This window comes from Idiomarina sp. X4 (assembly GCF_002808045.1).
Taxonomy (GTDB): domain Bacteria; phylum Pseudomonadota; class Gammaproteobacteria; order Enterobacterales; family Alteromonadaceae; genus Idiomarina.
On sequence record NZ_CP025000.1, the window covers coordinates 967244 to 988963 of the forward strand.

Here is a 21720-nt window from a genome sequence, read left to right on the forward strand (position 1 = left end):
CGTTATGAGCCTACTCGATAAAGCAAAAAACCTGTCACCAGCCTACTTTGGGCTGGTGATGGCCACAGGAATCATTGCCATTGCTGCACACCAGCAGCAATGGCCTTTTATTGCAAAAGTCCTATTCATTATTTCCACACTTGGCTGGATTGTTCTAACGTTTCTTTACAGTTATCGAGCCATACGCTTCAGCCAGAACTTTTTCTCAGATTTAGTCAGTCACAACAAAGGGCCGGCGTTTTTCACCGCAGTTGCAGGAACCACCTTGATCGGCAGTCAGTTACTCATTCTTTATGACAATTACTGGCTAGCTTTTAGTGCCTGGATAATCGCATTACTGCTTTGGATTATTCTAACCTATACGGTTTTTACCGCATTGACGATTCGCCGTGATAAACCCTCATTAGATAAAGGTATTAGCGGCGCTTGGTTATTGGCTGTTGTTGCAACGCAGGCGGTGGCGGTACTCAGCGCTTATTTAGCCACACAAACGTCCCAGCCCTGGAAGCTCGAGCTTAACTTTTTGGCGCTATCGATGTGGCTATGGGGTGGGATGCTGTACATCTGGATGATGTCGCTCATTTTTTACCGCTATACATTTTTCCAGTTTGCGCCAAGCGATCTCGCACCGCCGTACTGGATCAACATGGGTGCCATGGCAATTTCTACGTTGGCAGGCTCGCTACTGATAATTAACTCTCCTAAAGCCCCCTTTTTAGAAAGCCTGACCCCCTTCATTAAGGGCTTTACTATTTTCTATTGGGCTACGGGTAGCTGGTGGATACCCATGCTGGTTATTTTGGGTGTGTGGCGACATGTTGTTCGGCGTTTTCCTTTTGCCTATGATCCGCTTTACTGGGGAGCAGTGTTCCCGTTAGGCATGTACTCTGCGTGCACTTACGTGATGTTAGACGCTATGCAGTTTTCATTTTTAGACACTCTGCCAACAGCCTTCTTCTATATTGCTTTATGTGCTTGGACTATTACTTTTATTGGCTTATGCCGAAGCCTGTTACGGCTCCGGCAGAAACAGTAGCTACTTGCTTTTAGGACGGAAAGGTTTAATAACCGCTTCATCACACTCCAAATAAGGGCCTTCCATAAGGTCAATGCAATAAGGCACTGCCGGGAATACCGCGTCTAAGCACTGACGAATAGCTTTCGGCTTACCCGGTAAATTAATAATAAGTGAAGAGCCTCTTAAGCCCGCCGTTTGGCGTGAGAGAATGGCAGTTGGTACATATTTTAAAGACTCTTGTCGCATGAGCTCGCCAAAACCTGGCATCATCCGGTCACAAACCGCTTCAGTGGCTTCTGGCGTCACGTCCCGCTTCGCCGGACCAGTGCCGCCGGTAGTCACCACCAAACAACAGTCTTCTTTGTCGACTAGGTCTTTTATGGTCTGCTCTATAAGCGCTTGCTCGTCTTCAATAACCCGATACACTGGCTGCCACGAAGACGTTAAATAATCATTTAATGTCGCTTCAATAGCCGGACCGGAGATATCCTCATATTGCCCCCGACTGGCGCGGTCGCTGACCGTCACAATTCCAATACGTGCGATGTCGTCTGACATAATTACCCTTTTGTCTCTTAATTCCGTGTATTTATGCGGTCGCTAACCCGGCAAGCTGTAACCAATAGCCATTACTTTCTTTGCTGCCAAGTTTTACCGGCTGTTCACCATCGACATTGTTACGGAAACGCTGAAGCCAGTCAAAAGTGCCTTCTGGTTGTGGGCTAATACGGACAATATCCACTAACCCCTGCATCCTCGGCAGTTGGTTTATCAAGTTATAACGGGTACCCGATTGCGTTTGAATGCCGTTAAGCACAAACACTTGCTGCCCTTCCTGGCTTTTCACTTCACGCCCTTCGGGGTACTTAATGCAGCATAGCTCACACTGATCTTTTGGACGGTTTTCAGAGCGCGCAGTAAAACAGCGACCCGACCAGGCAAGCGGCATATGCCCGAACGAGAACACCTCAACATCAAAGCAGTCACGCACGCTTTCAATGACCTTCTGCTGCAAAATATCCTGCAACCAGTCACGCGACAGCTCAAAAGGTGCCACCCAACGGTTCATGCCCATATCAATTAAACGACGCAGGCTTTGATGATTGTAGATGTTAATGGCTGGCCCGGCAGTGAAGTTCAAGCCTTGCTCCTGTAACAGACCAATAGCGCTGACATCGTTGGCTTCGACCTCAAATTCGCCGTTGTCACAATATTTACCCAGCTCCCGCAACTCAGCCGGGGCTTCCAGCAACGTCATGGTTGACAGGGTTACTTTCTTACCGGCTTCTCGGAGCATGTGTGCAATTTCAAGGTAGTCATCAAGCTTAAGCTCGCGGCGTTTACTACACACGGTTTCACCTAAGTACACATGCTCGACGTCAGAGTCAGCGGCTTCGCGGTAAAAATCCATAACTTGTTTTTTTGGCCAAAAGTAAAGAATCGGCCCTAAAGAAAATTTCATATCATTACTTCCATTTCCGATGATACGCACCGAGCGTGGTTTGGCTGCCCTCTGAAAGCGAGGCAAGAACCGAGTTCCAGTTGTCAGCAACCTCAAAGCCATCGGGGTCGGCCATGACTGCATCAATAGCCTGGCGCCAAACTCGGGTAATTTGTGAGACATAGGCTGGGCTGCGTTGACGACCCTCTATTTTAAGTGAGGCAATGCCCTCTTTGTGCAGCTGCGGTAGTAAGCTTAAAGTGTTCAAACTCGTGGGCTCTTCCAGAACATTGTAGACCTCATCGTCAACGGAGAAGCGTCCTTTACAGAGCGTCGGATAGCCCGCTTTTTCATTTTCATCAAAACGGTCTATCAGCACGCCATTTAACCGCGACTCCAGTTTGTTGTCTTGCTCGTCCCACTCAACAAAGGCAGCTGGCGAGCAGGCACCCGCGGTATTGGGCGACTCGCCGGTCAGATATGAGCTTAGGTAGCAGCGCCCCTCCGCCATAATGCACAGGCTGCCAAAGGCAAAAACTTCCAGCTCAACGTCCGTTGTTCGGGCGAGCGCACGGACTTGCTGCATAGACAGTACACGCGGCAGAACCACTCGTTTCACACCGTATTGCTGATAAAAGCGAATTGCCCCGGCATTGGTCGCCGACGCCTGCACCGATAAGTGCGTTTCTACTTTCGGGTAACGCTCAGCGGCATAAGCCAACACCGCCAGATCGGCAATAATCAGTACGTCCGCGCCCGCCAGAACCGCATCATCGACCGCCTGGCGCCACTTCTCCCAGCTATTGGCATGCGCAAAAGTGTTAATAGCAACATGCAGCTTTTTGCCATGCCGGTGCACATAATCAGCCGCTTCTGACAGCTTCATTTGGTCCAGATTAAGACCCGCAAAGTGTCTTGCGTTCGTCTCATCTTTCAAGCCAACGTAAACCGCATCGGCACCATTTTCGATAGCCGCTTTTAATGCCGGAATACTTCCGGCCGGACAAAGCAATTCCATTTAAACCTCTATTTAATTGTTTTGTGGCGCGCAATTTGTTTATTTATTATAGTGCTGACAATATTTATTTTGTTATTTCATGCGGAGCGAATAATGAATACCAACAAATGGGTAGACGCTATACCTAAAATAATCCAACCAATTAAAAATTTAATTCCTGAGCCTATTATTAATTTCAGCTCAGAAAGAATTTTGAACCAGTTATTTAAAGACGAAATAATAAACGGTGATCTTAGTTTTATCGCTGAAAGAATTATCGAAATTTATGTTAAGGATATTGATTTATCTCTATTTTTAACCCTTGAAAAAGGAAAACTAAAATCGCTTAGAAGCCCTCAATCTCCCGACGTAACACTATCCGCAACCGGCGATGCGCTTATTTTATTGATCTACAGCAAAGTTGATCCTGACACGCTATTCTTCAACCGAAAGTTAATGGTGAAAGGAAATACCGAATTAGGGTTACATTTAAAAAATTTTTTAGACACTATTGAGGTAAATCAAAAGCTTCCAAAGGCCATTTATTTAATGGGAGACCGATTTAGTGATTTTATTTATAAAGAAAAAAGTGAAACAATACCTCTTAATTAATTAAGTTGTTTTGACGAACGTCAAGAGGTAGTTATGAGCACGGTCACTTGGGATAAAGAATTAATCGAAAAATACAATATTAATGGCCCCAGATACACATCGTATCCAACGGCATTAATGTTGTCTGAGCAGTTTTCTCAAGATCGCATCGCCAATGCACTGAAAACGGCCGGAGATGAACTGTGCTTATACCTGCACTTACCCTTTTGCCATAAACTCTGCTATTACTGCGGCTGCAACAAGGTTATTACCCGCCACCAGCATAAAGCGGACAAGTATCTAGACTACCTCGCACAAGAGATGGCGATGTATCAGCCATTAGTTAAAGACAAGAAAATTCGTCAAATTCACTTGGGTGGCGGAACGCCCACCTTTTTGACCGAAGAACAGCTGACACGACTGATGGACTTGGTTCATCAGCACTTTACCTTTGCCGAAAACCCAGAGGTGAGTATTGAGATAGACCCGCGCAGCTGCAGTGATGAGAAACTTCGCCATTTGCGTGAGTTAGGCTTTAACCGTGTTAGTTATGGCGTACAAGATTTTGATAAAAAAGTACAAATTGCCATTAACCGCGTGCAGGATGTCGACCTCATTGCACATCAACTTAAGCTGAGTAAAGAGCTGGGCTTTGACTCTATTAATCTCGACCTAATCTATGGTCTGCCTTATCAGCGTCCGGAAACCTTTAAGAAGTCGATAGAACAAGTCATTGAAATGGATCCCGATCGCATTTCTGTATTCAGCTACGCGCATTTACCACAGCGCTTTGCCGGGCAGAAGAAAATACCGGAAGAGTCCATTCCACAACCGTCAGTCAAGTTGAGCTTGTTGGAGCAAGCCATCACTCAGCTCAACGACGCTGGCTATCAGTTCATTGGCATGGACCACTTTGCGAAAAAAGACGACGGCTTGGCCATTGCCCAACGCGAAGGCCGCTTACAACGTAACTTCCAGGGTTACACCACAGACGGTCAAGACGCATTACTAGGTTTAGGCGTGTCTTCTATTAGCCAGGTTAACGGTGTGCTATGGCAGCATGAAAAAGAGCTGCCGGCTTACTACAATATGATAGATAGCGGACATAAGCCGATTGTCAAAGGCATGGCATTAACCGACGAAGACAAAGTGCGTGCAGCACTTATTTCACAAGTCATCTGCCACTTTGAGCTTGATATAGAAGCCTTTAAAGCCGAGTGGAATATCGATGACTTCTGGGCGCACTTTGCTGAAGCCATACCACTACTGAAGCCATTCATAGAAGACGGCTTAGTTGACGTGTCCGACAAAAAGCTCCGCGTCACAGAATTAGGCCGCCTCTGGGTGCGCAGCATTTGCGCCTGTTTCGACGAATACCTGGACCACGGTCAGAATCGCTACTCTAAAGTGGTTTAGCGGAAAGAGGTAAACCGGTCTTCATACGCTTGGGGAGAGCGTAAGAAAGACGCCGTGAACCCATCCATGGGGGCTTGGGTGGCGCCATCCTTGGCGCCACACACTTTCTTACGCTCTCCCCGGCGCATACTGCGACCGGTTTACCTCTTTTATCCTCGTATGGATGCTTATGAACTAGGAGGTTGTATGAAAGATTGTCGTTGGGAGCCTTCCGAACAGCAGGATCAAATTGCGTCACTTGATGAGCTTAGGCAAAAGTGTCCTGTTGCCCAAAGCGAAATGCTTGGCCATGCGGTATTAACGCATAGCGATGTCTGCTCGGTCATCGAAGATCACGAAACCTTCAGCAATGCAGCTGGCTCCCACTTGTCTGTTCCAAACGGGATGGATCCGCCTGAGCATGGTATTTTCCGAGAGGTAATTGAGCCGTATTTTAGCGCTGACAGCTTACGGGAATTCGAGCCTACTTGTCAGCAAATTGCGCGGGATATTATTGGCAACATCACACCGAATACTTCATTTGATGTTGTTCGTCACGTAGCAAAACCCTTTGCTTTGCACATTCAGTGTGCGTTCCTCGGCTGGCCAAAATCGCTCACAGATACGTTAGGCGAATGGCTTGAAGCAAATCAGCAGGCCATTGTGAATAACGATAGAGCAACGTTAAAGCAAAAGGCAGATGAGTTTGAAGCGCTGATCCATGAACAGCTCTACGTTCGCAGAAAGTCAGACGCAACCAAAGATGACAACACGCTTCGTTTAATACGCGAAGAAGTGACCGTTAATGACGAAACGCGCCGCCTTCACGAAGAGGAAATTGTCAGCATTTTACGCAACTGGACCGCTGGCGAAGTTGGGACCATTGCAGCCGCTATTGGCAGTATTTTCTACTTCTTCGCACAGAACCCCGACATTGCCGACAAACTTCGTAATAACCAGTTAAATGTTGACGACGCCATAGACGAAATACTGCGCATTGATCCACCGCTTATTTCAAACCGCCGCCGCACAGTCAAAGACACCGAAATTAACGGTTGCCCTATAAAACAAGGCGAAAAAGTGACAGTACTTTGGGCCTCGGCCAATCGCGATAAGTCCGTATTTGGCGATCCTGATGCCTTTAACCCCGACCAAAATAAAGCGAACAACCTGCTTTACGGACGAGGCATACACGTATGTCCCGGCGCACCACTGGCCAGAATGGAACTTCGTATATTTGTTCAGGAGCTGCTAGAGCATTTTACTCAGTTTGAATTGATCGATATCCCTATCAGAGCCAACTACCCTTCTGGCGGGTTCAAGAACCTAATAGTTAAAACCTCCTAAGGTTATCTGCGAATTGGTATAGAAGAACACGCTGAAGTATATGGCTCTATCAAAGAGCGGGAAAGGACGTTCACGTGGTTAGAGCTTCCAGCTCAGAGAGTGTGTGGCGCCAAGGATGGCGCCACACAAGCCCCCAGAGATGGGTTTACGGCGTCTCTCTGAGAACAGAAGCTCTGCCCTGAGAGAGCCTTTCCCTTCCCCGCTAGCTAAGGAAGGTGGCTTTGTTTAGCCAGAGGTGTAGCAGGATGCTGGCTGCGTAGCCTATTGCTATTACCGGTGTCCATTTCAAATGAGACATAAAGGTGTAGTAGCCTCTGGCTTGTCCCATCAGGGCAACGCCAGAAGCGGAACCCATCGACAGCAAGCTGCCGCCGGTGCAGCAGGCGAGCGTTATCAGTAGCCAATGCCCGGTGGACATTTCAGGGTCCATTGAAAGCACTGCAAACATAACCGGGATATTATCGATAATAGCAGAGATAACTCCGAGAATGCTGTTGGCGATAGTTGGGTCTAAATTACCATAGAGGGACTGAGACAATAGACCTAAGTAGCCCATGAAGCCTAAGCCACCGACGCACAGCACGATTCCGTAAAAGAACAGCAACGTATCCCATTCTGCGCGCGAAACTCGGCTGAAAACATCAAACGGTACAACACTACCCAATTGTTCGAGACGCTTTTGATCGCCCTCGCGTTCGGCCATGGCTCTTTTCCGTGCGAGTGACCCCGGCAGAGTCATCCGCAGGAAATAACCGAAAAATTGCAAATACCCTAGACCCATCATCATGCCTAGTACCGGCGGCAGGTGCAGCCAAATATGGCAGAACACAGCTGTCGCTACGGTCAACAAAAACAGGAAAGTAATACGCAACGCACCGCGCTTAAGTTCGACCTCGCTGTGCAGTGTTGCTGGGCTTCTGTTCTCAATAAAAAAGCTCATAATAACGGCAGGAATGAGGTAATTCACCAACGCCGGTATGAACAGTCGCAGAAATTCGGTAAATTCAACCTTCCCGGACTGCCACACCATCAGTGTGGTAATGTCACCGAATGGGCTAAACGAGCCGGCAGCATTAACCGCAATAACAATGCTGGAACAGCAGAGCGCAATAAACTTTTTATTACCTTCAGCGACTTTCATCACCACGGCCGACATCAATAGAGCGGTGGTCAAGTTGTCCGCAATAGGCGAGATAAAAAACGCTAAAAGCCCGGTTATCCAAAATAATTTCCGATAAGTGAACCCTTTTTTAAGTAACCAGGAGCTAAGCCCATCGAATAGACGTCGTTCTTCCAGAGCGTTGATGTAGGTCATTGCCACCAGCAGGAACAACATCAGTTCCGCGAACTTCAGCAAATTTTCCCGAAACGCCTCTTCTGCGAGCACTGCATTATCGCCGCTATAAACAAATCCTATCAAGATCCAGATAACGCCCGCCGCAACCAATACCGGTTTTGATTTACGCATGTGGAGCTTTTCTTCTCCCATGACCAGGATATAAGCAAGAATGAAAATGACGATAGCGGCATAACCAACTGTCGAGGAAGTCAAATCGATGCGGTCAGCAAAAGGCTCTGCAGCCATTACTGATACCGAAAACAGCAGCGAAATGACAGTAAACAGTATTCTTTTCATAGCGTTTTTTCAGCGCAGTCCACCTTTAATAAATAAACTGCACCAATTCTCCTTGTTGGCTGGTGTTCGTAGGGGCAGGTGCTTGATTCTTCGGCCAAGAATTTTCGCGCGGAGAATACCACGAAAATTGAATTCGGAGAGCTACTCAAATAGAGAAATAAGAAGCCACTCTGTAAGCATTTTTTGCCACTTCTCGTGACCTCATAGAAGAAGTGGTGAGTAAGGGGAAAACGTTCACTTGGTTAGAGCTTCCAACTCAGAGAGTGTGTGGCGCCAAGGATGGCGCCTCTCAAGCCTTACAGGGAAGTACTTGCAGGCGTCTCTCTGAGTCGGAAGCTTTCACCGCAAAAAAGTCCCTTACCTTCCCCAGCCTATCTATATATGGAAGGTTGCTTCGTTCAGCCACAGGTGCAGCAGTATGCTGGCGATGTAGCCTAGTGCAATGACGGGTGTCCATTTTAGGTGTGAGGCAAAGGTGTAGTAGCCGCGAGCCTGTCCCATTAAGGCAACACCAGCGGCTGAACCAATGGAGAGTAAGCTACCACCGGTACCAGCTGTGAGGGTAATGAGCAGCCACTGGCCGTGTGACATGTCGGGTTCCATCGAAAGCACAGCGAACATCACCGGAATATTATCGATAACCGCTGACACGATACCTAAAATACTGTTTGCCAGGGTGGCGCTCATTCCGCCGTACAATGACTCCGACAACAGGCTCAAATAGCCCATAAAGCCTAAACCACCTACGCACAGCACGATACCGTAGAAGAACAGCAAGGTATCCCACTCGGCTCGGGAGACCCGGCTAAACACGTCAAAAGGCACAACGGATCCCAGCTGCTCTAAACGTTTCTGATCACCGGCGCGCTCAGCCATGGCGCGTTTACGCGCTAACGAGCCTGGTAAGGTCATACGCAGGAAGTAACCGAAAAACTGTAAGTAACCCAGACCCATCATCATGCCCAATACCGGCGGCAGATGCAGCCAAATATGACAAGTAACAGCGGTCGCGACGGTGAGCAAGAATAATGAGGTAATACGCAACGCGCCGCGTTTCAATTCCACTTCTGTATGCAGCGTGCTGGGTTTCTTGTTTTCAATAAAGAAACTCATGACAAGTGCGGGTATTAAGTAGTTTGCGACGGACGGTAAGAACAACCGCAAAAATTCAGTAAACGTCACTTGCCCAGCTTGCCAAACCATCAGTGTGGTAATGTCACCAAAGGGGCTAAAAGCGCCACCGGCGTTGGCTGCAATAACAATACTGACACAGCACAAGGCAACAAATTTTTTGTCGTCTTGCGCCACTTTCATAACGACAGCACACATCAATAAAGCGGTAGTTAAGTTGTCGGCAACGGGTGAAATAAAGAAGGCCAGAATACCCGTTATCCAGAACAACTTGCGGTAACTGAAGCCCTTCTTTAAAAGCCAGGCGCGCAATGCGTCGAACAACCGTCGTTCTTCCATCGCATTGATATAAGTCATTGCCACCAGCAAGAAGAGCATCAATTCAGCAAACTCTAACAAGTTATGTCGAAATGCTGACTCCGCTAAAGCCGCGTGCTCCCCGGTATAGACAACGCCAATGAGAATCCAGATAACACCGGCGGCAACCAGCACTGGTTTGGATTTTCTCATATGGAGCTTTTCTTCACCCATCACCAAAATGTAGGCAAGAGCGAAAATAATCAGGGCAGCGTAGCCAACGGTGGAAGAGGTCAAATCGATACGGTCAGCAGAGGGCTCTGCTGCCAGTACTGATACCGAAAATAACAGGGAAATGACGGTAAGCAGTAATTTTGTCATGGCGCTTATTGAGCGCAAGCTATGCCAAGCTACATAACTTGCACCAACTCTCCTTGTCGGTTAATAGTTAAAAAGTGTTTGATCATGCCAGCTTGGATTTGCTGGACCATCATTTCTAAGGGCTGTGAGGCTTCGTCACTGGAAATAGGATGTCCGCCACGACCATCCATTGCGCTGACAAAAGCAATATCCCAGTCAATATCGGTACGTTTGGATTCTTCCACAAGCACATCGAAGCTCTCAACTTCTTCGGGCAATTTGTCGACACACAATACAGGCTCCAAGTTGCCACCGGCCTGTTGTTCAAACTGTTGTTGCTGAATTTGAGTGGGTTGCTCAGGTAGCTGAGCTTTGGCCAAAACAAACAGTAGCCTTTGTGGCTCAGGTTGTTGTTTTGCCATATTGATAAAGTCTTGATAACTGGTAATTTCCATGGTGTCACCGCGTATTCGTGAAGTGCGAGCGGAGAATACCACAAAACCACTTTTTGAATGCATCAAAAAAGAGGGAGCTTAACTCCCTCTTTGTGGGTAGATGTGTCAACTTAGCTTGCCTTACGCAGCCCTATATTGGCCTGAGCCGCACCGTTAGTGGCCTGGCTCGCTTCGTCGCGATGATAGTGACGCGCAGCGTGCTCTTTACGACGCCCCGCACTGAATGCAGAAACCCGCTTCAGGTAGCCAATAACTCGAGTACCGTAGTCAATATTCTCTGAATGACAGCTGGAGCATTCACTTAACGTGCGCTTGTCGATGTGCTCACACTCGTTGCAAATAGTGATTTTGACGTTAATACAGAAATAATTACAGCCAGTTTTTGCGGCTATGTTCAGCAATGACAAGTAGCCGGTTGCATTCAGCTTTTCATCCATATTCAGGTGCAATGCCGAGCCACCGTCCAAATATTCCACCAACTCCTTACCGTGCATCACAAACTTATCCAAAGCATTAGTTTCGTCGTCCTCAACGACGTAGAAGTACGAATTGTAGCAGTCACGCGATACTTTATAACCGTCCGCTTTGTCCCACTTTGCATTCTTAACCCCTAAGTTTTCCGCCGGCACAAACTCAGTGTTAAACATGTAGCCGTATTCCGCCTTGGCGGCTTTATTGGCGTCATAAATAACTTTCAGGTGACGCTCTACAAAGCTTTTGTACTCAGGATTATTGCTCGCTCTAATGCCTTGCGACTCAGCAGCTTCGACCATGCCGTTAATACCAATGGTCAAGAATTGTTTGTCCAAGCTGATAAAGCCTGCGTCATACACTGTCAGCATACCTGCGTCTTTGTATTCTTCCATCAGCTTACGGTAAGCCACCTGATACTTGTGAATTTTGCTAATTTCTTCTTCCAAGTTCCGGCCGTCTTGCACTAAGCGGTTCATATTAATGGTAATGACATTAATCGATCCGGTCGCAACACCGCCGGCACCCAAGGTGTAAGAGAATGTATTGTCGCTAATTTCTGAGCGCAAACGGCAGCAGGACGCTAGTGAGTCGGCATTGTCTGACAAATACACAAAGAATGAGTTACCGTTGGCTAATTCCGCCGCCATTTTCTTTGCGAAGACCTGATCTTTACAGGCGCCCTCTTCCGTTAACATCGCAACGGTCACAACCGGAAAGGTCAAAATAGATTTTTCACGCTCTTTATTAAACCAGTCTAAAAAGAAGTCCTGTAAAGCGCTCACTGTCTCCCATTTTGGTTTACTGAAGTCTTTTGGGAAGACGAAGTCACCAAACATGCTGTCAAAGTAGTGCTTGTCATACACAGAAATATTCCAGAACACACTTTGGTACCCACGTGCCGCTGCCGGTTGGTTAATCGCATACACAACGTGCTGTAAATGATTTTCGATTTGCTTACGGTGCGTATTTAGGTAGTCATCCCCATAGTCCTTACGTGCGAAATAGTCGAAGTAGGTTAAGAATTCGACGGTAGCTACTGCGCCAGCGTATTGTGAGCTTACGGCAAAAACAAAGTTGACGAATGAGCCACAAAAAGACTCTAAGTGTTTAGGCGCCAGCGACTCGCCACCCAGCTTCGTCAAACCGTCGGTTAAAAACGGGTACATCGTCACTGACACGCAATATGGCTTCAAGCTGGTTTCGTCGTGCACGTAAATTTCATGATCTTCTATTTGACGAACGTATTCTTTCGCTAAGCTGTCGTCGAACAACTCTGCAATTTTGTTACTGACCTGCTTGCGGTTCACTTGCACAAAAAAGTCTTTCATTAACTCAGCCTCTAAGGTCGCAATGTTCTTCTGCGTAACATTTGCGTTGGCATCCATTTTCGAACCGTCTGCGGCATTTTGTGCGTTCAGATAGTCCGCAATGAAGTCTACTTTTTCTGAAACCTGGTCGTCGTTTAAGCGCAACATAATTATTCTCCTGTCAGAAATTTGCAGTTCAGTAGCTGCTTTGTTCTTAAGTCATAAAATTTTTGATTGGTGTGGGGGTTCTCTAAACCACCCTTTTCGGCTATCCATGGCCCGGTTTTTAAGTACGTCAACTGTTCCCTAATACGCAGAGAGACATCCTCGTAGCCTGTATAAAGACAGGTTTCCAACCCTTCTGCGCGAACTCGTTTTAAGTGTTTTATCAGCGCTTCCGGTTGCCATTCGCCACCCAGAAACAACACGCACGTAATGAGGCCTTTGTACATAGCCAGGCGCTCTTGCAAGTAGTCTTCGGTTAACGCTAAACCGCTGCCGACAGGCCAACTGTCCACGCTATGACAACCTTTACACCCGACAGGGCAACCGGTAATGGTGTAAGCTAACGCCACTTCATCCGGCACTTCCTGCCAGACAACCTGTTCAGAGCTGTAATGTAGCTGTTGTGGGTAGCTCGTCATGAAACACCATATATCGGATTAATTTACGCACAAAACACTATATCTTGTGTTTTCTTAGCATAGGTAACATAAAATACTGTGCATTGATCAACCTCAAGAAACACGTTGAATACCTCTAACGGGGTAGAAAATACCTTTTAGGTTATTTTTACCCTAACAGTAAAAAAAACCCTTTCCAGTTAAGTCATAAGAACCCTAAAAATAAAAAAGACCATAAAAATCAAAACATTAAAACTTGGCATTGAAGTTGCTCTAGGCATGGGGACAGTGAGATCAACATCACTATTCATTCTTTTTTGAGGGAGTAACAACCCATGATGTGGTTCAGAGGTATCAAGGAGGTCAACAATGGCCGGGTATCGTAAGCTTTGGTGGACACTAATCGGTGTTCTTGCAATTACTTTTGGTGTTTTAGGGTATTTTGGAACGGAAGTTTACCGGGAGGCACCGCCTATTCCGGACAAGTTCGTGAGTACCAACGGTAACGTCATTGCAACCGAAGAGTCGGTTCTTGACGGACAAACGGCATGGCAGTCTGTGGGCGGCATGCAGTTAGGCTCTATTTGGGGCCATGGTGCGTACCAGGCACCTGACTGGACAGCGGACTGGCTGCACCGTGAGCTGCTGGCCTGGTTAGACATTCGTGCACAAGAAGTGTTCGGTAAGCCGTATGACAAGCTGACCGGTGTTCAACAAAACCAGCTTGAGTATGAACTGAAAGAAGAGTATCGCACCAATACATACGACAAAGGCTCAAACGAAGTTATTTTGAGCGAGCGTCGTATTCAGGCCATTGAGCAAACCGGTGAGTACTACTCCAAACTGTTCAGTGACGACCCTGAGTTGCGTCCTACTCGCGTCAGCTATGCGATGAAAGAAAACACATTACCTTCGGCAGAGCGTCGTGCGCAAATGAATGATTTCTTTTTCTGGACCGCATGGGCGGCTGCTACTGAACGCCCGGGTGCCGATATCACTTATACCAACAACTGGCCACACGAGACACTGATAGACAACGTGCCTAGCGCGGAAAACATCATTTGGTCTATTGTCAGTGTCATTCTTTTAATTGCCGGTATTGGCTTCCTGATTTGGGCGTGGGCATTTTTACGCGACCAAGAAGAAGAGGAACTGATTGCGCCGGAGCACGATCCTATTTCTAAGGTCAAGCTAACTCCTTCGCAAAAAGCACTGGGTAAATATTTGTTCATTGTCGTTGCGTTGTTTAGCTTACAGGTTTTATTGGGTGGCTTAACCGCTCACTATACTGTTGAAGGGCAAGAGTTCTACGGCATCAATATCTCTGAGTGGTTCCCCTACTCACTGACACGTACCTGGCATATTCAGGCCGCTATGTTCTGGATTGCGACCGGGTTCTTAGCCGCAGGTTTATTCCTGGCGCCAATTATTAACGGCGGTAAAGATCCTAAATACCAAAAACTCGGCGTGGACGTGTTGTTCTGGGCGCTGGTTCTGGTTGTTGCGGGTACCTTTATCGGTAACTGGCTGGCGATTGCGCAAATCATGCCAGAACACCTGAACTTCTGGTTAGGCCATCAGGGTTATGAGTACGTCGACTTAGGTCGCCTATGGCAAATTGGTAAGTTCCTGGGCATCGTATTCTGGTTAGTCCTCATGATGCGTTGTGTTGTTGGTGCGTTTAAAGAAAAAGGCGACAAGAACTTACTGGCACTATTCACTGCCTCGGTCGTCGCTATTGGCCTATTCTATGGAGCCGGCTTCTTCTACGGTGAGCGCACTCACATTTCTATCATGGAATACTGGCGCTGGTGGATTGTTCACCTGTGGGTAGAAGGCTTCTTCGAAGTATTTGCCACTGCCTCACTGGCCTTTATTTTCCACAGCATGGGCTTAGTCTCCCGCCGCATGGCAACCGTTGCTGCGCTGGCATCAGCGTCGCTGTTCATGCTTGGTGGTGTACCAGGTACCTTCCACCACTTGTACTTCGCGGGCACAACCACACCGGTTATGGCCGTGGGCGCAACTTTCTCTGCGTTAGAAGTGGTACCGCTGATTGTACTGGGCTATGAAGCGTGGGAAAACTACAGCCTGCAAAAACGTGCTGACTGGATGCAACGCATTAAGTGGCCACTGCTGTGCTTCGTTGCCGTTGCGTTCTGGAACATGTTAGGCGCCGGCGTATTAGGCTTCATGATCAACCCGCCTATTTCGCTGTACTACGTGCAAGGTCTGAACACCACGCCTACTCACGCACACGCGGCTCTATTCGGCGTGTACGGATTCCTGGCACTAGGCTTTGTATTGCTGATACTGCGCTACATTCGTCCTAACCTGCAGTTCGACGAAAAACTGATGAAAATGGCCTTCTGGACCATGAACATTGGCTTAGTACTAATGCTCTTCACCAGCTTGCTGCCAGTCGGTTTCATCCAGTTCTACGCGGCTGCGACTGAAGGTTTATGGTACGCACGCAGTGAAGCCTTCATGCAACAGCCTCTGCTACAGAACCTGCGTTGGTTCCGTACCCTTGGCGACATGGTCTTCATTGTCGGTGCCCTGGGCGTCAGCTGGCAAGTGATAAAAGGCTTAAAGCATAAATCTGCTTAACCCTTAATAAACCAAGCTTCTGCAAACTTGTGGAAGCTTGGTTTTTGTTTTTGGAGGTTCCATGCAGTTAATCGAAAAATTAGGGTATGTCCGCAGTCATCAATGTTCATCGACTCAGTCTCAGTTGCGTCAGCGTATCGCACAACTTGAAGCAGAAAACACCTCGCTGTCAGGACAATTAGAATCGGCTCAGCAAGTCGTTTCGCAACAGCAAACCGAACTCAACGACTATCGTCAACGCCTGACTTTTATTGAGAATTTCACCGAGTCACTAGCGGGTTACCAAAACACCTTTTCACAGCTCAGCGATTTACTACAGAGTGAACGGGAAACCATTCTTACCATTGACCAAAACAACCAGTCGGGTGAGTCCACAATGTCTGCTGTGGTCGGCAACTTGTCGTCCATTGTTAATGATATAGAGTCGACTTCAGAAAGTATCGCCGCGTTAAAGGGGCACACTCAGGAAATTGAGCAAACCAGCGGCGATGTCCGTGGTGTTGCGGAGACCACTAATCTACTGAGTTTGAATGCCAATATCGAAGCTGCGCGAGCCGGTGAACATGGTCGAGGCTTTACCGTGGTCGCTAATGAAGTCAGGGCCCTTTCTCAACGTACAACGGAACTGACCGACCGAATTAACGATAAAGTCGGACAAATTGTACAGGGCGTTGACTCAAGTCATGCTCTGAGTGTTGAAGCCATGCAGACCACGCGTGAAAATATTGAGTCGACAAAGCATTATTTATCGTCTCTCGCCGAAGAAAATACGCACATCAAGCAACTGGGCGGCAGTATCTCTAACAGTGCGTTGTTGGCACAAATTGAGCTGGCCAATATTGAAGAAATGCAACTGCGGATGGACGTCTATCGTGTGTATTTAGGCACCTTAGCCGCTGACAAATGCAATGTTGTTGACTCTGACGAGTGTGGCATTGGTCGCTGGTATTATTCGGAGCTGTTCCGAGAGAGGTTTAAGGCACATAAAAGCTATCAGGCTATTGAAGCGCCTCATGACCGTGTCCATGAATCGGCGCAAGCCGTTGTCGATGCCGTGAAAGCAGAAAATACTCTACTGGCCCGCGAGCAGCTCGAGAAAATGGAACAATACAACCGCGACGTGAGCCATCACATTCGCATTATGTCGGAGAGTTTACTGGAGGATGTATGAGCCGCAAACCCGATACTAAAACCGCGATGTACCAGCTGTTGAACGTCATTCGCGAACACATTCCTTTTGGCTTAAAAGAAGCGGATATGTGTCAGGGTATTTGTCGCGGCTGCTCGAAAAAGATGATGGAAATGTTGGATGCGGAAGTTAGCCAGTGGCAGGCCGACTTAGACAATGACCTTGCTGACCCGACTCTGGCAGACTTAGTTTTCATGGAAAAGCTGGCACGCCGCACTGAGAAGATATTACGACGTAACAGCTTAATGTAACTGGCTTTTAAGTGAGTTGATAAACTTGCTCTGTCACCGGGTTATCTTCGGGCTTCTCGCCATTCAAGATGCCTTCATCAGACTCGAGTTGCTCAATGCTAAAACGCTGACCAAACCCTGATTCCACTTCGCCTTCACTGACCGAAAAAGGAGGGCCTTCGCGGAACCCCGCGGGGTACTGTAAAGTTATTAATAAGCCCTGAGCACGTTCAGGCAATTGCTCGCTTAACTGCTTCACGTAGTGTCTACGCATTTCCGGCGGTAACGCCACCATGGCAGCGCGATCATACCAGGCGTCAACATCGGCTAAATCTTTGCCGGTCAACTCAAAGAAGTCCCCCACCCAAATGACCAGCTCACCCAGTGCGTATTCTTTGAACTTACCCTTTTGCGTCACCGTCGGCGTTAAGTCGTTGTCACTGAAAAACTGCTTTACTGCAAGGTCGCTCAGCTCAATACCAAACACCCGGTAGCAGTTATCTAATAGCCACAGCATGTCGTTTGATTTACCGCACAGCGGCACAAATACTGTCGCACCCGGCTTGGCAACTTTCTTAAAATAGCGCCGCAGCATCTCGTGAGCTTCCGGACGGTGAAAGCCAATTTGCTGATTTTCCCATCGTTCATGCCAAAAGCTGGCTTCCATGGTGACTCCTTACCTTAAAAACGGTTACTACCAATAAAAAAGCACCCACGAAGGGTGCCTTTAAATACGTTAAAAATCCAGCATTACTGGGCCTTACTGTAACAGCGGTGACCCGGTACTGACAAAATCAAAACCTTTAATATCCGCTTCATTTGCCAATGCCTGAATATATTGTGACACCGCTTTACGATGCACTTTTTCTTCCAGATACTCAGCAATTTTGTCGCGAACAGCGTCATAAGGTAACGGTTTGCCGTCGATTTTATGATCCACGCTGACAACGTGAAAGCCATAACGGCTTTCAACCGGATATTTCATCACGCCCAGTTCGGCAGTAAATAACTGGCGCTCAAACTCAGGAACGGTTTGCCCGCGACTCAGTTGCCCTAGGTTACCATCGGTTTCTTTAGACGGGCACGAAGAGTACTGACGCGCTAACTGAGCAAAGTCGTGGCCTTGCTTGAGCTCTTCAATTAACTGCTCTGCCATACGCTTGGCATTAACACGCTCTAAGTCGTCGTCCGGTGCGGCTGCCAACAGGATATGTCGAGCTTCAACAATGGGTGACGTTTTAAAGCGCTCCGGGTTTTGCTCAAAATACTGACGACAGGCTTGTTCGTCGGCTTCGGGACGAGCAACCTCACGATCAATCAGTTTCTCGATAAAATCGTCACTGCCACCGTCAGCTGTGTCATCCAGCACTTCTATACCTAAGTCATTAGCACGCTGTTTAAACAGTTCACCAATGACCAGCGCTTCCGCTGCTTTCGCCATGGCTTCTTCACGCGTTTCTGCCGGATGATACTGCATTTCTTCCAGAATCATTTTTTCCGGAATTTCCGTTTGATTAACTTGAATCATTATTACTTCCTCGAGGGGGCGTTGCCCCCTCTCGTTCAATCACTTAATACGTCGGTTTAGCAAACTTCTTGCGTACAACCTGGTGCTGGCGAGTAATGTACTGTACCGGCACACTGAACATATGCACCAGACGTGTGAATGGGAAGATTAAGAAGATGGTCATTCCCAAGAACACATGCAGCTTAAATACCCACTCTATTTGAGGGTTAGAAATAGCCGCCACCGACTCAACAGGATCTAGCGTAACGATGTTTTGAGCCCAACTCATAAGCATCAGCATAACGCCTGCTTTTTCACCCTCTGCGCCATGAACAACGTGCATCGTAGAATAGTAAATTGAGATAAGCCCCAGTGCTAATTGAGCAAAGAGAATCCAAAGCAATAAAATGTCCATTTTCGAGCTATTGATTCTTACACGCTCAATATTCATGCGTCGGTTAATTAAAATAACTAACCCATACAAGCAAATGAGTCCAAATATGCCGCCCATAACAATAGCAACCCATTGCTTGAACTCATTACTAACACCCAACATATGCCAGACAGGCTTCGGCGTTAATAACCCAACTAAGTGACCGAAGAAAATACCAATAATACCAATGTGGAACGGCAAGCTACCTTTGCGCAGTTGCTTGCTCTCCAGCATTTGGCTGGAACTGGTCTTCCAGGTGTACTGTTCGCGGTCGTAACGAATCCACGTTCCGATAAAAAATACAGCCAGGGCAATATAAGGATATACGCCGAAGGCCAACATATTTATGTAATCCATGATGCTCTCCTTAAATGCCTGAAACTTTTCTTGGCTGTGTCTGAACCGGTTGCGATTGACCTGACTGCATTAAGTCATCCGTGTTAAACGGCACGTACTGATCGCGACGCTGACCTTCCGACGGGCGGCTTTGCGCGCTTGGGCAGCCATTGGTTTGGTCATTGCCAGTGAAAGTCACCGCTTCCTCTTCCCACACTTTGTCCAATTCTCTCGCCGTGTCGTCACGTTTTTCATCGGCGATTTGACGACGCACATCGTCAAGGTCGATATCAATACCCGACACGTGCAGTAGCACTTCAAACAACAGTGAGTAATTACTGCCGCGCTGTTCAAGGCGAGCCGTCAGAAGCGCCAGAATATGCGCCACTTCTTCTAAGCCTAAGCGCGCATTTTCGTCACCCTGGGTCGATAAAAACTCCAAATACAAAGGAATGTAATCGGGCAACTCTTTAACGCCCAGTTCCAAACCGGCTTGCTTGTACTGGTTGTTCAGATCGACCATGGCCTGACCGCGGTCACGCGACTCGCCATGCACGTGTTCGAACAGCAGCAATGACAAGGCTCGACCACGCTCAAACAAGCTGTCGTACTCCGACTGCCAGTCCATTAAGCTCATGTCGCAGCGCGTTTGCAGAAACTCCATTAACGCCGCTTTATCGCCCGCTGCTAATGGTGATTGCTGGACCATGGCTTCCAAGTCTGCCCGAGCTTCAATAAGCTCGGGTTTTGGGTAGTCCAATAATAAAGAAATAACCTGTAAAACTTGCATCTGATTACTCCTTCATGGTCACAGGAATGACCTGGCGAACACTTTGTTTCTTCGCGCCGAACAGGTTCACACCGTTGTTACCATCGCTACAGCCGTTGCCGAAGCTAAAGCCGCAGCCGCCTTTAACGTCATACGCGTTTTCAGCATACGCACGGTGGCTGGTCGGAATCACAAAGCGATCTTCAAAGTCAGCCAGCGCCATGTAGCGATACATTTCTTCAACTTGGTTTTTACTCAAGCCTACTTGCTTCAGTACATTTAAGTCTTCAACACCGTCCACATGCTGCGAGCGCATGTAAGAGCGCATCGCAATCATTCGCTCTAACGCCCGAATAATTGGCTTCTCGTCGCCCGCAGTTAGCAAGTTCGCCAGATAACGCAGCGGAATACGCAGCGACTTCAAGTCCGGAATTTCACCGTCCATGCCGACATGGCCTGCTTCAACTGCACTTTGAATTGGCGACAGCGGTGGTACATACCAAACCATAGGCAGTGTGCGGTACTCGGGGTGCAGTGGCAGTGCCACTTTCCATTGCATCGCCATCATGTAAACCGGTGAGCGCTGTGCGGCTTTAATCCAGTTTTCAGCGATGCCTTCCTTACGCGCCGCTTCCTGAACTTCAGGGTCATGCGGGTCTAAGAAAATACCCAACTGCTCTTCGTACAGGTCTTGCTCGTTTGGCGTGTTTGCAGCTTCTTCAATGCGGTCCGCATCGTAAAGCAGTACACCTAAGTAACGGATACGACCGACGCAGGTTTCTGAACATGTGGTTGGCTGACCCGCTTCAATACGCGGGTAGCAGAACGTACATTTTTCAGATTTGCCGGTCTTCCAGTTGTAGTAAATTTTCTTGTACGGGCAACCCGATACACACATGCGCCAGCCGCGACATTTGTCCTGGTCAATCAGAACAATACCGTCTTCTTCACGCTTATAGATAGCGCCCGAAGGGCACGCCGCCACACACGCCGGGTTCAGACAGTGCTCGCACAAACGTGGTAAATACATCATGAAGGTCTTTTCAAACTGACCGTACATGTCTTTTTGAACCACGTCGTCAAAGTTTTTGTCTTTCTTACGCTTTTCGAATTCCGTACCCAGAATTTCTTCCCAGTTCGGACCCCATTCAACTTTCTGCATCCGCTTACCGGTGATCAGTGAGCGCGGCCGTGCAGTCGGTTGGTGCTTGCTCGGCTTCGCCGTGTGCAAGTGTTGGTAATCGAATTCAAACGGCTCATAGTAATCGTCAATTTCAGGTAAGTCCGGGTTACCAAAAATATTCGCCAAAACGCGGCGTTTACTACCAATTTTTAGCTCCAGATTGCCTTTTTTATTGCGCGACCATCCGCCGTTCCATTTGTCCTGGTTTTCCCATTCTTTCGGGAAACCAATGCCGGGCTTGGTTTCTACGTTGTTAAACCAGGCATATTCGACCCCTTCGCGAGAGGTCCATACGTTTTTGCAGGTGATGGAGCAAGTATGACAGCCGATACACTTGTCCAAATTCAGCACCATGCCAATTTGAGCTCTTACTTTCATCGTGTTGTCCTCA

21 protein-coding genes are annotated in these 21720 nt (G+C 47.8%); 7 read left to right on the forward strand and 14 right to left on the reverse strand.

Translation table 11 applies throughout. The features are described from left to right. The first annotated feature begins 4 nt into the window (after positions 1-4). The gene (locus tag CWC33_RS04665) at positions 5-1036 is read left to right on the forward strand and encodes a tellurite resistance/C4-dicarboxylate transporter family protein (protein ID WP_100690979.1); all 1032 of its coding nucleotides are present in this window, start codon (positions 5-7) and stop codon (positions 1034-1036) included. On the opposite strand, the gene mog is transcribed toward CWC33_RS04665, so the two are convergent. From mog to ubiU, 3 genes are read right to left on the reverse strand one after another with little or no spacing between them, the layout of a single operon-like run. After that, entirely contained in the window at positions 1037-1576 is a 540-nt protein-coding gene (gene mog, locus CWC33_RS04670) for a molybdopterin adenylyltransferase (protein WP_100690980.1), read from the reverse strand. A 31-nt stretch (positions 1577-1607) separates the two neighbouring features. After that, complete coding sequence (locus CWC33_RS04675) at positions 1608-2480, reverse strand: U32 family peptidase (protein WP_100690981.1); 873 nt, start codon at positions 2478-2480, stop codon at positions 1608-1610. A gap of 4 nt (positions 2481-2484) precedes the next feature. Further along, positions 2485-3477, reverse strand: a complete 993-nt coding sequence (gene ubiU / locus CWC33_RS04680; protein WP_100690982.1) for a ubiquinone anaerobic biosynthesis protein UbiU — start codon at positions 3475-3477, stop codon at positions 2485-2487. Between the two features lie 93 nt (positions 3478-3570). Here ubiU and ubiT point away from each other — a divergent pair, with 93 nt between their 5' ends. From ubiT to CWC33_RS04695, 3 genes are all read left to right on the forward strand, one after another. Continuing rightward, positions 3571-4068 (forward strand): ubiquinone anaerobic biosynthesis accessory factor UbiT, encoded by a 498-nt coding sequence (ubiT, locus tag CWC33_RS04685; protein ID WP_100690983.1) that lies wholly within the window; start codon positions 3571-3573, stop codon positions 4066-4068. Between the two features lie 33 nt (positions 4069-4101). Then, a complete protein-coding gene (gene hemN, locus CWC33_RS04690) occupies positions 4102-5463 on the forward strand; it encodes an oxygen-independent coproporphyrinogen III oxidase (protein ID WP_100690984.1) in 1362 nt (453 codons plus the stop codon). Between the two features lie 186 nt (positions 5464-5649). Then, complete coding sequence (locus CWC33_RS04695) at positions 5650-6789, forward strand: cytochrome P450 (RefSeq protein WP_100690985.1); 1140 nt, start codon at positions 5650-5652, stop codon at positions 6787-6789. Positions 6790-6867: 78 nt separating this feature from the next. On the opposite strand, the gene CWC33_RS12795 is transcribed toward CWC33_RS04695, so the two are convergent. The 6 genes from CWC33_RS12795 to nrdG form a co-directional block, all read right to left on the reverse strand. Then, positions 6868-6957, reverse strand: a complete 90-nt coding sequence (locus CWC33_RS12795; protein ID WP_157803498.1) for a putative cross-wall-targeting lipoprotein signal domain-containing proteiin — start codon at positions 6955-6957, stop codon at positions 6868-6870. A 34-nt stretch (positions 6958-6991) separates the two neighbouring features. Next, positions 6992-8425 (reverse strand): sodium:proton antiporter NhaD, encoded by a 1434-nt coding sequence (gene nhaD / locus CWC33_RS04700; protein WP_100690986.1) that lies wholly within the window; start codon positions 8423-8425, stop codon positions 6992-6994. Positions 8426-8800: 375 nt separating this feature from the next. Next, positions 8801-10234 (reverse strand): sodium:proton antiporter NhaD, encoded by a 1434-nt coding sequence (gene nhaD / locus CWC33_RS04705; protein WP_100692272.1) that lies wholly within the window; start codon positions 10232-10234, stop codon positions 8801-8803. A 29-nt stretch (positions 10235-10263) separates the two neighbouring features. Beyond that, entirely contained in the window at positions 10264-10668 is a 405-nt protein-coding gene (locus CWC33_RS04710) for a ribonucleotide reductase subunit alpha (RefSeq protein WP_100692273.1), read from the reverse strand. 110 nt (positions 10669-10778) lie between these two features. Continuing rightward, entirely contained in the window at positions 10779-12617 is a 1839-nt protein-coding gene (gene nrdD / locus CWC33_RS04715) for an anaerobic ribonucleoside-triphosphate reductase (protein ID WP_100690987.1), read from the reverse strand. Between the two features lie 2 nt (positions 12618-12619). Further along, on the reverse strand, positions 12620-13093 hold the full coding sequence (gene nrdG / locus CWC33_RS04720) for an anaerobic ribonucleoside-triphosphate reductase activating protein (RefSeq protein ID WP_100690988.1): 474 nt from the start codon (positions 13091-13093) through the stop codon (positions 12620-12622). Between the two features lie 348 nt (positions 13094-13441). Here nrdG and CWC33_RS04725 point away from each other — a divergent pair, with 348 nt between their 5' ends. From CWC33_RS04725 to CWC33_RS04735, 3 genes are all read left to right on the forward strand, one after another. After that, a complete protein-coding gene (locus tag CWC33_RS04725) occupies positions 13442-15682 on the forward strand; it encodes a nitric-oxide reductase large subunit (RefSeq protein ID WP_100690989.1) in 2241 nt (746 codons plus the stop codon). 61 nt (positions 15683-15743) lie between these two features. Beyond that, a complete protein-coding gene (locus CWC33_RS04730) occupies positions 15744-16853 on the forward strand; it encodes a methyl-accepting chemotaxis protein (protein ID WP_100690990.1) in 1110 nt (369 codons plus the stop codon). Further along, positions 16850-17122, forward strand: coding sequence for a hypothetical protein (locus tag CWC33_RS04735; RefSeq protein ID WP_100690991.1), 273 nt, complete (start codon positions 16850-16852; stop codon positions 17120-17122). Before CWC33_RS04730 ends, CWC33_RS04735 begins: the two co-directional genes overlap by 4 nt. A gap of 7 nt (positions 17123-17129) precedes the next feature. Here the strand turns inward: CWC33_RS04735 and tmpT are convergent, their stop codons facing one another. From tmpT to narH, 5 genes are all read right to left on the reverse strand, one after another. Further along, the gene (gene tmpT, locus CWC33_RS04740; RefSeq protein WP_100690992.1) at positions 17130-17768 is read right to left on the reverse strand and encodes a thiopurine S-methyltransferase; all 639 of its coding nucleotides are present in this window, start codon (positions 17766-17768) and stop codon (positions 17130-17132) included. Between the two features lie 93 nt (positions 17769-17861). After that, on the reverse strand, positions 17862-18629 hold the full coding sequence (locus tag CWC33_RS04745) for a peptidylprolyl isomerase (protein WP_100690993.1): 768 nt from the start codon (positions 18627-18629) through the stop codon (positions 17862-17864). 43 nt (positions 18630-18672) lie between these two features. Beyond that, on the reverse strand, positions 18673-19398 hold the full coding sequence (gene narI / locus CWC33_RS04750) for a respiratory nitrate reductase subunit gamma (RefSeq protein WP_100690994.1): 726 nt from the start codon (positions 19396-19398) through the stop codon (positions 18673-18675). A 10-nt stretch (positions 19399-19408) separates the two neighbouring features. Next, positions 19409-20167 (reverse strand): nitrate reductase molybdenum cofactor assembly chaperone, encoded by a 759-nt coding sequence (narJ, locus tag CWC33_RS04755; protein ID WP_100690995.1) that lies wholly within the window; start codon positions 20165-20167, stop codon positions 19409-19411. A gap of 4 nt (positions 20168-20171) precedes the next feature. Then, positions 20172-21707 (reverse strand): nitrate reductase subunit beta, encoded by a 1536-nt coding sequence (gene narH / locus CWC33_RS04760; protein ID WP_100690996.1) that lies wholly within the window; start codon positions 21705-21707, stop codon positions 20172-20174. Between the last annotated feature and the right edge of the window lie 13 nt (positions 21708-21720).